We start from the raw sequence: 12,298 nt of genomic DNA, 5'->3' as shown, positions 1-12,298 counted from the left end.
ATCGACCTCTATTTGATTCGTTTAACTAAATCCGTTTGGAGATCGATACACAGCCTTCCCCAGGTTTTTCCACGAAATCAAGGGTTGTTATTCCCCCATCCCTTTTTGACGCTCTGGTCTTGCCCTTCCTTTTCGGAAATCATCGACCGGATCCAATGCGTATGAGATCATCTCCTGTGTCTGTTCGCGTCCCCATTGCGGGAATATCTGTCGACACACTGACAGAAAAAGAGGTGATTGAGCGGGTTAAGGTTTATGTGGAAAGCGACGAAGTCCATCAGATTATCACAGCGAATCCGCTCATGATCATGGCCGCGGAGAAGGATCCCGCTCTTCTCGCGGCGTTTCGATCCGCGGATCTGGTTGTCCCGGATTCTGTCGGTGTTATTGGGGCCGCCCTGCTTAAGGGTCGGCGTTTGACAAAAATATCCGGCATCGACTTGCTCGAAACCCTTTGTGCCCAAGCCGCGGAACGGGGATGGCGCGTTTTCTTCCTGGGCGCCGCCCCGGGGGTCGCCGAATCGGCGGCCAAAGTTTTGGCCAATCGACACACCGGACTTAGCGTCTCCGGCGTCCACCACGGGTATTTTAATCGAAAAAATGAGGAAACGGTTATCCAACAAATTGCCAAGTCCAAATCAGACCTCTTGTTTGTTGCCCTTTCCACCCCCTTCCAAGACGGTTGGATTCACACCAATTTGAATGGGCTCGGAGCCAAAGTTGTGATGGGCGTGGGGGGGAGTTTTGATGTTCTCTCCGGGCGCCTTCACCGCGCTCCCCGGTGGATGCGCGCCGCCGGTTTTGAATGGCTCTTCCGCCTTTTTCAAGAACCTCGACGAGCCGGTCGTATGCTCCGCCTCTTTATCTTTGTATTTAAAATAACTAGGAATAGCGCAAGGTGGGACCGCTGAATGAGGAAAATCTGTTAGCCTATTCGCCTGCAATATGGCTTCCATCATCTAAATTCTCCTTGAGGGATTTCAAGATACCACACATCATTTTTTAAGGGGTATTGGTTTCCTCCCATCACCCAAATTTTATCGTCATAGACGAGGCAGGACTGTTCATGTCTCTCTGGCCACAGGGAAGGTGTCGAGAGTTTTTTCCAATTCGAACCATCGCGAGAATACCAAACATCATTCCAATTCTTTAGTGGATTATTCGACCACCCCCCAAGAATCCACATCCGCTCTCTGTATTCAACAGCAGAGAACCAGATTCGGCCTGGCCATCTCGCGGCTTTCGTGATTCTATTCCAGTGAAATCCGTCTTCGGTATTCCAAACATCGTTTCTTGCCTCATATGCCGATAAATAATTTCCTCCCCCCATGACCCAAATCTTATTGTCGAACACTAAGGCACAATGAAAAGCACGTCCCTCCCATGGGGCTTGTTTCGTAGCGCAGACCCATCGCTCTCCATCCTCAGAAAACCACACATCATTTTTTAAATCGCTTTTTTCGCCATCGAAATATCTTCCCGTCCCACCCATCATCCACATTCGATTTTTAAAGACGACCCCAGCTGCGCCAAAGCGTGGCGACCATTCGGCGTTTCCGCTAACACAGTTCCATTTGATTCCATCAGAGGAAGACCACACTTGGTTCGAGGCCGACGCGTTTGGCAACCTCCCCCCTGACCACCCCCCCATAAGCCATATTTTATTTTGGAATACCAATGTTGTTGATAAATCCCCGTGGGTCCAACTGGCGGTGGCCTTTATCTGTTCCCACTCCGACCCATTTTGAGAATTCCAAACATCCCTTAGTCCTGGAGTGAAAGAACTGTCCCAGCCACCAATAATCCACATTTTATTATTGAAAACGACTTCACCTGCGGAATCTCGCTGGCCCCACCCCGCATGTTCTGTCACCTTTGTCCAATGGAGGCGCTTCGTGTAAAATGAAAAGTAAACAAAGGTGCTCCCAAGGGCAATGAAAAAGATTAAAAATTGGGTTACTTTCGGGATTTTCATGGCTTTAAGCGGGTTCAATATAAAGTTTCCAGTCGTCCTTGCTTTTCCTGGCCAGGCGGGGCCTGCTCCTCCCTTCTAAGGATTACCCATTGTAAACTATTTGGATTCTCCATGGGGGCGTTCTTGGCCCTTTATCGCTATTAGTATGTTAGAATTTATGAACGAACACGATTAATTTCCCAATAATTTTCCGAAAAGCGTAGGGCTGCGAATAGTTTAAATGACTTGGGCCTGCGGTTGTCGCGGTTTTAAGAAAGTCTATTTAATTATTACTTATTCGAAAAAGGATAAACAGGTAATTCACAACAAGTGTTATTTTAATGAATCAGCAGTCCCACCCTTTATCAGTATGTCATCTTTCAACAGCCCACCCTGTCAAGGATGTAAGAATCTTTTACAAGGAATGTCTTACTCTTGCGTCTGCGGGTTTTAAAACGCATTTGGTGATTCAACATACGACCAGTGAAGAGATGGGGGGGGTTCATATCGTCCGATTGAAGAAGATCCGCGGTCGAATTGGCCGAGTGTGGGCTTCGCTTACTACCGCTCCCCTGGCGGCTCTTAAAACGGGGGCAAAAATTATTCATTTTCATGATCCGGAATTATTGTTGGCGGGAGTTGGATTCGCGCTTATTGGAAAAAAAGTTATTTATGATGTTCATGAAGACTATTCGGCCGCAATCCTCAGCCGTGATTGGATGCCCATCCTTTTTAGAAAATCCGTTGGTGTTTTGTTTTATTTTCTTGAAAAAGTTTGTTCTTTTTTCTTTTCAGGGATTGTTGTCGCGACCCCGAGCATTGGAGAAAAATTTTCTTCAAAAAAAACAGTGCTTGTTCAGAATTTCCCACTTCTCTCTGACCTTATCCATGAGAACACCCACCAAAGGAACGCCAACGGGACTATAGCCTCTTATGTCGGAGTGATATCGAAAGAGCGCGGTTTGATGGAAATGATTGAAGCCGTCGAATTGCTTCCGGAAAAATTAGGTTTAAGTTTGCACATTGCGGGCGATTTGCCTCCTGAATTATGTCAGGCCATAGAACAGAAAGTTAAAAAGAATAATCGATTTGTTTTTAAAGGGTTAATAAGTCGGGCAGAGGTGGGGGATCTTTTGTCCCAATCGCTTGTGGGTTTGGTTCTTTTTCATCCATGCCCAAATCACACGAAATCCCAACCGAATAAACTTTTTGAGTATATGGCGGCTGGAATACCGGTGATTGCCTCTGATTTCCCACATTGGAAGAAATTCGTTTTAGAAAATCAATGCGGACTCTGTGTCGATCCGCTTTCTCCAATTCAAATTGCAAAGGCCATTGAATGGATCATGGCTCATCCTGATCAAGCCGAAGAAATGGGCAATAATGGGCGTATACTTATTGAGAGTCGGTTTAACTGGGAAACCGAATCTCGAAAATTACTTGATCTGTATCACGGGTTTGGTGGTTCTGTGGTTGCATGACCAGACCCAAAAAACCGACGAATGAGAATATCCTATTATTGGAATAATGTTGGGACCGTTTTGGGGGGAATGCTAACGGCTCAATCGATTCCGCTGATCGCTTCGTTTGTGATCGCGCGAATATACGGACCGGCGGAATTTGGTGTTTACGCGATTTGGTGGGGATATGTATCCATTGCTTCGGTTGTCGTCACAGGAAGACTGGAGCATGCGTTTGGTTTAGCGGAGGTGGGGCAGGCCCGTTACAGGCTTGTGGCAACCGCGGTATTACTGGTGTTTTTTATTTCTGTGCCACTCGCTATCCTGTTTGTGGTTTTTGCCTCCACGGGGTTACTCTCCCTTTCGATGCCCCCCCCTATGGCGTGTCTTATTGTTCCAGCAGCCCTTTTCGTCTCTTTGTCCCAAATATGGCAATCATTGGCCGCCTGTGATGGGAAATTTCGCGAATTGTCAATTATCCGTATCAGCCAAGCATTGTCGGTGGCCCTGTTGCAGGTTTTGGCGGGAGCCATCTTCCCCTCTGCCAGTATGCTCGCGCTGGCTCATGCCGTGGGTGCCCTCTTGGGGGTGTCTTTATCCGTTACGTTTATTCGATTACCAATCGGCTCATTTCCTTCTGGAATGTCCGATTCGTTGATAGCTCTTCGGAACACTTTAAGTCGCTACAGAAAGTTTCCCCTTTATTCATTACCGGCGGATGGGTTGAATACGGTGGCCGGGCAGTTGCCTCTTTTTATCCTTCAGGCACGGTTTGGGAGTGACGTCGCCGGTTGGACGGCTCTTGCCATGAGAATTTTTGGAGCCCCCGTTGCATTGTTGGGGGGAGCGATTCGAGACGTTTTCAAGAATGTATCAAGCGAGGCCTTCATCGCCAAGGGGGATTGTAAAGCGGAGTACCTCCATACCCTCAAAGTTCTTTGCCTTTGTTCAGCAATTGCCGTTCCTCTATTCATGATGATTAGCGAGCCGCTGTTTTCCAAAGGGTATGGTGAAAATTGGAGGATGGCGGGGACGATATGCGCATGGTTGACCCCTATGTTTGCCATGCGTTTTATTGCTAGTCCTTTGAGCTACACGATGTATCTCGCGGAAAAACAAAAATATGATTTAGCTTGGCAGGCGGCACTGTTGCTATTTACTCTCGGCGCATTTTCCGTTCCGGCAAGTTATAAGAATGCTCTCTTAATTTATAGTGCGGGGTACGGATTAATGTACGGGGTTTACTGCATGATGTCGTTTCACTTTAGCAAAGGGAAACCCCGTCCATGAGCGGTGCATTGGTTTTTGTGTCGTATCTAATGTTTTTGGGAGGAATCATTCTTCCTCATAAGATGCAGACCGTTCTTATTGAATTGGGAATGAATAAATGGCAAGTGGGGCCTATCGCGTTTCTGTGTTTAATGGGTTTGGCGTTTCTCTCCCTACCCCTCTTAAACAAAAAGAAATTTTTGCCGTCTGATTTTTTTATTGTATTTCAATTCCTGGCATTACTCACACCCATGGCTGCTCTATGCTCCGTGTCCAATTACATAGGGGAAGAGAACGTGTTGCTGGCCCTAGCGGTATTGGTATTGCCAACGTTCGTTTTGTTTGCCGTGAGGAAAATAAACTTAAAGTTCCCACGATACCCTTTGATTGGGAACCAATCTGTTTTGTGTTTCTTTATTGTTTTCCTGGCGTGTGTTTTTTTCTGGACGCAAAGGCATTCTCCTCCTTCAGCGGGTTTTGGATTGACAGACTCCTACATCAGACGTCTTGAAGGGAGAGAGCTTTTTGTCTCGAGATCTTTAATTGCCTATTTGATTTCAATGGGGACCAACCTTATCGCGCCTTTTTTAGGATTTTTGGCTGGGTTTAAGAAAAACATGTTCTTGTTTGTATTGTCTTTCTTGGTTGCTGTATACTTTTACTGGTTGCTAGGAATCAAAGCCACTTTTTTATATAGTTTCGCGTCTTTTGGCGTCGGCTTTCTCGTGTCGAGAAAACAAATTATTAATTTACCTCGCCTTGTCATGATGTTCGTGTTCTTCCTGTCCGTTGTTTTTCTGATCGAATGGCGTCTGAATGGGTATTCCTATGTGGCCGATTATTTTTTTCGGCGGGTTTTTTCGGCGACCGTTAAGACCCAAGGGGATTACATTGATATGATATTTCATCACCCGCCGGAAGGATGGAACTTCCTTTTTGGTCTTAGTAAAACTAAGTTTTCTGTCACCTATTTTATCGGTGAACATTACGATAGGAACCCGTTGGCTAATTCCAATACGAATGCGTTCTTGGTGGCTTTTGGTCAAGGAGGATTGATGGGTTATCTCGGGGCGGTTATTGTCATTCCGTTTTTATTTTTATTGCTGGACATGATTTATCAATCCAATAAAAATCCAGTGGGTTTGTTTATTGGTTTTATGTTTGCGGTGCTTATCTTAGAACAAGCGTATACGACAGCGCTTCTTTCAAGTGGCATTGGGTTTATGATCTTAATTTTCTTTTTTATGAAACCGGACCCCGTAACCTTGTGCCGGTTTGAAGACGCGAGGTAAAAAAATGGCTGACAACCGAGTGTGTCTCAATTGCGTGATGGACACAAGCGACCCCGCCATCACTTTTGATGAAAAGGGGATTTGCAACCACTGCCACTCGTTTAAAGAAATGCGTTCCAAGTCCTGGTTTCCCAACGATGAAGGGAAAAAGAAACTTGCCCGGATTGTTGAGAAAATACAGACAGAAGAAAAAAATAAACCTTATGATTGTATTCTGGGGTTAAGTGGGGGAATTGACAGTTCCTATTTGGCACTTAAAGTGAAAGAGATCGGCCTTCGTCCCCTCGTCGTTCACGTCGATGGGGGGTGGAACAGTGAATTGGCTGTTCAAAACATTGAAAAGATTGTCAACTATTGTGGATGGAACCTGTATACCATTGTGATTGATTGGAACGAGATGAGGGATTTACAGCTTGCCTACATGAAATCAGGGATCGCAAACCAAGATGTGCCGCAGGACCATGCTTTTTTCGCTTCCCTTTATCACTTTGCAACAAAACACAAAATAAAATATGTCTTAAGTGGGGGAAATCTTGCCTCCGAGTTCGTTTTCCCGCGCTCATGGCATTGGACCGCCATGGATTCCATTAACCTGAAGGCCATCCAAAAGAGGTTCGGTAAACTAAAGCTACGAAAATACAAAACGATTGGGTTCCTTGAATACTATTTGTACTATCCCTTCATCAAGGGAATGAAAACGGTTCGACCATTAAATTATATGCCTTACGTTAAATCAGAGGCCTTGGAAATTCTTCAGAAGTGTCTGGGCTACAAGGCGTATGATAGAAAACATGGGGAGTCGCTCTTTACCAAGTTTTTTCAAAATTACTACTTGCCAATGAAATTTGGGTATGACAAAAGAAAGCCGCATCTCTCAAGTTTGATTGTGTCGGGCCAACTCACTCGTGATCAGGCACTTGCGGAGTTGGAGAAGCCCCTCTATAGTCCCCTCGAACTCAAATCGGACAAAGCCTATGTCGCCAAAAAACTTGGCGTTCCTCTTCTGGAATTCGAGGAAATATTGAACGCGCCGTCTCACCGGTACAGCGATTTTCCGAACATGGAACGGTATTATAAAGTCATGAAAACCGTCCAATCCTTAGCGTCCAAGATTCTTGGTAGGAGGATTGAGAACTATGCCTGAATTACGAATGACAAGGGTTGTGCGCTCGTGATTGCTATCTTGGATTATGGAATGGGGAACGTCAAATCGATTCAGTCCATGCTCAAGAAAATAGGCCAGGAATCCATTATCACTTCTGACCTGAACATCATTTCTCAGGAGTGGAAATATATTTTGCCGGGCGTGGGGTCCTTTGATGCGGGGATGAGGAATTTAATTAATTCGGGGATTGATAAGGTACTTCATCACGAAGTTTGTGTTGGTAAAAAGAAAGTCCTTGGGATATGTCTTGGGATGCAGCTTCTCACAAAAAGAAGTGAAGAAGGCCAGGAGCCGGGGTTGGGCTGGGTGGACGCGGAAACGAAACGCTTCTCTTTTTCTGGTGAGGAGAGGAAGTTACCGATTCCCCATATGGGATGGAATTCGATCAATGTGGTTCGGCCATTGGGCCTTTTTTCGGGTTTGCCTGAAGATCAGCGATATTATTTCACACACTCGTACCACGTGGTCTGTCATAACACGGAAGACGTCGTCGCAGAGTCCAACTACGGGGGCCCATTTACATGCGCCTTTCAAAGGGAGAATGTTTTTGGTGTACAATTTCACCCGGAGAAAAGCCACAAATATGGGATGGCCTTATTGAAAAACTTTTGTGAGGTGTAATCGTGTTCCATAAAAGGGTGATCCCGTGCCTCTTGCTTCACAAAGGGGGACTCTACAAGACGATTCGTTTTAAAGATCATACCTACATTGGGGATCCGATTAATGCTGTTCGAATTTTTAATGAAAAAGAAGTGGACGAGCTGATTTTTTTGGATATTGACGCCTCGGTGGAGTGCCAGGAACCCGACTACAAAATGATTGAAGATATTGCCTCTGAATGTTTCATGCCGTTGTGTTATGGGGGTGGAATTAAGAATATCAATCAAATGAAGAAACTCTTTGCACTGGGTATTGAGAAGGTGTCCTTATCATCCGTGGCCGCTGAAAATCCAGGGATTGTTAGAGAGGCGGCGACGGTATTTGGTTCTCAAAGCGTTGCTGTGACAATTGATGTGTTAAAGAAAGCGTTAGGTCCTTATCTGGTCGTAACCCATAACGCGAAAAAAAAAACCAACCACAGGGTGGAAGATTTTGTTGTTCTTATGCAACAGATGGGGGCGGGAGAACTTATTGTCAATTTTGTTAATAACGATGGTGTCATGAAAGGGTATGACACGGAATTACTGAAACGTGTTACAAGTCGAGTCTCGTTGCCAGTCGTGGCTTTGGGAGGGGCAGGGAAATTGGAGGATTTTTCCATGGCTGTACAACAGTCGGGTGTTTCTGCTTTAGCAGCAGGAAGTTTATTTATTTATCATGGCCCTTTAAAAGGAGTGCTCATTAATTATCCTTCCGCGGACTTATTGAAATTATTTTTCCATCCGGGGGGATAATGGGTCGCATCTCTGGCTGAACCGTGTCTTTAAGATCAAATTTTAGGCGGTTAAAATTTTGTTATGATGCCCATACCCGTTGGGCTTTTTCTGAGGAGTGCTATGCAAACCACATCTAAATCTTTCGCACAAGAATTAAAATCCGAATTGGTTAATAAGGCTAAAAATGCTTCCTCAGCGGTTTGGCAAGCCAGCCTGAATAATAGGAAAAAAGAGGAATTGGCATTTCATAACAAAGATCGGAATGCTGAAATTATTTCCAACCTTCCAAAGGATACCTTTGAACTTCTTCATGGCAATAAAAAATATTATTCAACCACTCAATTATCCAGAGCCTATGTGGAATCCTGGATTAAAAAAAACTGTGGAGAAAAAATATTTTTAGATTATGCCTGCGGAAATGGAGCAATGAGCCTTTTAGCCGCCCAGGCCGGAGCGGCCCTTTCTATTGGAATCGATATCAGTGATGTCTCAATTCAAAACTGCCAAGCCAAAGCCAACTCGTGTCATTTATCGGAAAATACCTTGTATTTACAGGGCGATTGTGAAAACACTGGTCTTCCGGACAATTCCGTTGATATCGTTATTTGCAGTGGGATGCTTCATCACTTAGACCTTAGTTATGCTTTTCCCGAACTTCGTCGAATTCTTAAACCAGGGGGTAAGGTTTTGGCAGTGGAAGCATTGAATTATAATCCAGTCATCAAACTCTACCGAGAGTTTACCCCACAGATGCGAACCAAATGGGAAAAGGGGCATATCCTTTCGATGCGAGATGTCTCTTTTGCCCAACGTTTTTTTGAAGTGAGTGAAGTTCACTTCTGGCATTTATTTTCCATTCTTGGCGTATTCATAAAAATTGAAGCCGTTCACCGTTTATTTAATGCCCTGGATCGAATTGTCCTAAAGATTCCCATCATTCGATTGATGGCATGGCAATTTACTTTTGTTCTTTCTAAACGGAATGACAACTAGGTTTGATTGATAAGGCAAAGACGGAAAGAATGATCATGATGGTTCTTTGGGGTTTTTGTTGCCTACCTGTGAGGATGGGATGAAATTTATTCATGTCATTGGAGCCCGTCCCCAATTTGTCAAGTATGCTCCTGTTGCCATTGCCCTGGGGCGGTTCACAAGGAAAAAAAAAGCGGATTTAAAGAATCTGGTCATTCATACGGGCCAGCATTACGATCGCAATATGTCGGAGGTGTTTTTTCAGGGACTGGGAATCCCTCCCCCTGATTATTTTCTTAATGTTAGGTCGGGTTCCCATGGGGAACAAACAGCTCGGATTCTCACTCGAACAGAAAAAGTTTTTTATCGGGAAAAACCCGACCTGGTGGTCGTTTATGGCGATACCAATACGACCCTTGGGGCCGCTCTTGCCGCGGCGAAAATGCATATTCCCGTGGCCCATGTTGAATCTGGACTGCGAAGTTACAACAAACAAATGCCTGAGGAAATTAATCGGATCCTCACCGACCAGGTATCGTCCCTCTTTTTTTGCACAAGTAAAAATGCTGTGGAGGTTCTGCGGCGGGAAGGTCGTGTCCGACGGTTGAACAACGGAAATCTTATCCCATGGGCAGGCCCCGATCAAAAAGTGCCTCATTGGGATATGGATCACCCGTTGGCGATCAATGTGGGTGATGTGATGCGGGATGTTTTTGAATCGACACGGGCAAAAGCGCTCACCTCATCGAAGGTTTTAAAACAGTTCTCTCTTAAGCCGCGCCGCTATGTCGTGGTGACGGTTCACCGGGCTGAAAACACATCGGATACGAACTCTTTTGAGAAAATTATTCGTTTCATTAACTCTTCGGCAAAAGGGAAAATGGTCATCTTTCCGATGCACCCTCGAACGAGGGGGGTGTATGCGAAGTCAAACGTCCGGTTCTCCTCACTTGTTCAAGTGATTGATCCCCTCTCCTATCTTGATGTCGTGGCCCTCGTGTCCCAAGCGGAAATGGTTATGACGGATTCCGGCGGCCTGCAAAAGGAAGCCTTTTGGTCTAAAGTCCCTTGTGTCACGTTACGAAATGAAACCGAATGGATTGAGACTGTGAAGGCTGGATGGAATATCCTTTATAAAAATTATAAGGGGATATGGCCTTTTTTCAAGAAAGGGACAGAATGTTATGGGGACGGCCGGGCCGCGATGCGGATTGCCCGGGTGCTCCTGTCTTTCAAAGATAAGGGAGGGATTCGTGGATAAACGTACTATTGGATTAATCGGCCTGGGGTATTGGGGAAAAAATATTTTGAGAGATCTGACTCACTTGGGCGTATTGCATAAGGCCTGTGATGCCCATGACGGGACGCTCTTTGATAAGAGGAAAGAATATCCCCATGTCGAATTTACATCGGATGCCAATGATATTTTTGAGGATGACAGAATTAAGGCTGTTGCCATCGCCACCCCAGCAACGACACATTTTCATTTGGTCAAGAAAGCCTTGCTTTCGGGGAAAGATGTTTTTGTTGAAAAGCCTCTGTCCTTGAATGTTATTGAAGGTCAAGAACTTGTTGGTTTGGCAAAAAAATTGAACAAAATCCTCATGGTTGGCCATATCCTTCAGTACCATCCCGCCGTTGTGAAACTGAAGGAACTGATCTCTGATGGAAGTCTGGGAAAGATTCAGTATCTCTATTCGAATCGGCTCAATATTGGAAAACTGAGGACAGAGGAAAATATCTGGTGGAGTTTTGCCCCCCACGATATATCCGTGATTTTAATGTTGCTGGAAGATGAACCCGTTCGAATCCTTGCCTCGGGCGGGGATTACATCAATAAAGGCATCTGCGACACGACTTTGACCGTGCTTGAGTTCCTTAACGGTGTGAAAGCCCATGTGTTCGTCAGTTGGCTTCATCCCTTTAAGGAGCAAAAACTTGTGGTGGTCGGTTCTAAAACCATGGCTGTCTTTGATGACGTAGCGAAAGACAAATTGGTGCTTTATCCTCACCTCATCGAATGGAAAGGGGGACGGTTGCCCGTCGCGACGAAAGCCCCGCATGTTGTCGTTCCAACGGATCCGGAACCCCCATTGCGCAAGGAGCTTCTCCACTTTCTCGACTGTGTCCTAACACGAAAAGAACCTAGAACAAGCGGGGAGGAGGGGCTTCGTGTTTTAAAAGTGCTTGAAAAAGCTGAAAAGCTTCTCTTGAACAAAGAACCCGTACGGCATCATGCCGATGTCTTTGTCCATCCATCGGCTGTGGTGGACGATAAGGCGTCCATTGGTAAGAACTCGAAAATTTGGCATTTTTCTCACATTCTCAACGGATCAAAAGTTGGGGAGAAATGCGTCATTGGCCAGAATGTCGTTGTTGGACCAGATGTGAGTATCGGGACCGGCTGTAAAATTCAAAATAACGTTTCGGTCTACAAGGGAGTCACGCTGGAGGATGATGTGTTTTGTGGTCCCTCTTGTGTCTTCACGAATGTTTACAACCCGCGCGCTTTTATCGAAAGGAAAAACGAATTCTTACCAACATTGGTGAAAAAGGGAGCTACGATTGGGGCGAATGCAACCATTGTTTGTGGTGTGAAAATTGGACGTTATTCTGTGGTGGGAGCCGGCGCTGTTGTGAAAACCGATGTGCTCGATCATGCGATTGTGGTTGGTGTTCCTGCCCGCCAGAAGGGATGGGCTTGTTTCTGCGGAACAACCTTGGCGTTTGAAGCGGAGAAAGCTCAATGCAAATACTGTCGCCAATCCTTTTCCCTCAGCGACGGCGTATTGATTCAAGGAGATTGATCC

Annotated in this window: 10 protein-coding genes; all 10 read left to right on the top strand. The window is 45.5% G+C overall.

The features are described from left to right. Window positions 1–161: 161 nt before the first annotated feature. The 10 genes from JNK54_06705 to JNK54_06660 all read left to right on the top strand — a co-directional run bounded on the left by JNK54_06705 (window position 162) and on the right by JNK54_06660 (window position 12,295). Window positions 162–911, top strand: a complete 750-nt coding sequence (locus JNK54_06705) for a WecB/TagA/CpsF family glycosyltransferase (protein MBL8023956.1) — start codon at window positions 162–164, stop codon at window positions 909–911. Between the two features lie 1,507 nt (window positions 912–2,418). After that, window positions 2,419–3,435, top strand: a complete 1,017-nt coding sequence (locus JNK54_06700) for a glycosyltransferase family 4 protein (protein ID MBL8023955.1) — start codon at window positions 2,419–2,421, stop codon at window positions 3,433–3,435. A gap of 21 nt (window positions 3,436–3,456) precedes the next feature. Further along, window positions 3,457–4,704: a lipopolysaccharide biosynthesis protein gene (locus JNK54_06695; protein ID MBL8023954.1), complete on the top strand. Its 1,248-nt coding sequence runs from the start codon at window positions 3,457–3,459 to the stop codon at window positions 4,702–4,704. After that, the gene (locus tag JNK54_06690; protein MBL8023953.1) at window positions 4,701–5,975 is read left to right on the top strand and encodes a hypothetical protein; all 1,275 of its coding nucleotides are present in this window, start codon (window positions 4,701–4,703) and stop codon (window positions 5,973–5,975) included. The genes JNK54_06695 and JNK54_06690 overlap by 4 nt, the downstream gene beginning before the upstream one ends. 4 nt (window positions 5,976–5,979) lie before the next feature. After that, entirely contained in the window at window positions 5,980–7,119 is a 1,140-nt protein-coding gene (locus JNK54_06685) for an N-acetyl sugar amidotransferase (GenBank protein ID MBL8023952.1), read from the top strand. Between the two features lie 27 nt (window positions 7,120–7,146). Further along, a complete protein-coding gene (gene hisH, locus JNK54_06680) occupies window positions 7,147–7,761 on the top strand; it encodes an imidazole glycerol phosphate synthase subunit HisH (GenBank protein ID MBL8023951.1) in 615 nt (204 codons plus the stop codon). 2 nt (window positions 7,762–7,763) lie between these two features. Beyond that, window positions 7,764–8,534 carry an imidazole glycerol phosphate synthase subunit HisF gene (gene hisF / locus JNK54_06675; GenBank protein ID MBL8023950.1) on the top strand — a complete coding sequence of 257 codons (771 nt, stop codon included), beginning with the start codon at window positions 7,764–7,766 and terminating at the stop codon, window positions 8,532–8,534. A 63-nt stretch (window positions 8,535–8,597) separates the two neighbouring features. Further along, complete coding sequence (locus JNK54_06670; GenBank protein ID MBL8023949.1) at window positions 8,598–9,509, top strand: class I SAM-dependent methyltransferase; 912 nt, start codon at window positions 8,598–8,600, stop codon at window positions 9,507–9,509. A 79-nt stretch (window positions 9,510–9,588) separates the two neighbouring features. Continuing rightward, entirely contained in the window at window positions 9,589–10,749 is a 1,161-nt protein-coding gene (locus tag JNK54_06665) for a UDP-N-acetyl glucosamine 2-epimerase (GenBank protein MBL8023948.1), read from the top strand. Beyond that, the gene (locus tag JNK54_06660; GenBank protein ID MBL8023947.1) at window positions 10,673–12,295 is read left to right on the top strand and encodes a Gfo/Idh/MocA family oxidoreductase; all 1,623 of its coding nucleotides are present in this window, start codon (window positions 10,673–10,675) and stop codon (window positions 12,293–12,295) included. Before JNK54_06665 ends, JNK54_06660 begins: the two co-directional genes overlap by 77 nt. Window positions 12,296–12,298: the final 3 nt, after the last annotated feature.

The sequence above is a fragment of the Elusimicrobiota bacterium genome (assembly GCA_016788905.1).
Lineage (GTDB): Bacteria > Elusimicrobiota > Elusimicrobia > FEN-1173 > FEN-1173 > JADKHR01.
This window is presented reverse-complemented; position numbering and strand designations above follow the sequence as displayed.

Bases quoted from the DNA above. Each gene is read 5' to 3' on its own strand.
- JNK54_06705 (MBL8023956.1), top strand. From the start codon at position 162: ATGAGATCATCTCCTGTGTCTGTTCGCGTCCCCATTGCGGGAATATCT.
- JNK54_06695 (MBL8023954.1), top strand. From the start codon at position 3,457: ATGAGAATATCCTATTATTGGAATAATGTTGGGACCGTTTTGGGGGGA.
- JNK54_06690 (MBL8023953.1), top strand. From the start codon at position 4,701: ATGAGCGGTGCATTGGTTTTTGTGTCGTATCTAATGTTTTTGGGAGGA.
- JNK54_06685 (MBL8023952.1), top strand. From the start codon at position 5,980: ATGGCTGACAACCGAGTGTGTCTCAATTGCGTGATGGACACAAGCGAC.
- JNK54_06670 (MBL8023949.1), top strand. From the start codon at position 8,598: ATGATGCCCATACCCGTTGGGCTTTTTCTGAGGAGTGCTATGCAAACC.
- JNK54_06665 (MBL8023948.1), top strand. From the start codon at position 9,589: ATGAAATTTATTCATGTCATTGGAGCCCGTCCCCAATTTGTCAAGTAT.
- JNK54_06660 (MBL8023947.1), top strand. From the start codon at position 10,673: ATGGGGACGGCCGGGCCGCGATGCGGATTGCCCGGGTGCTCCTGTCTT.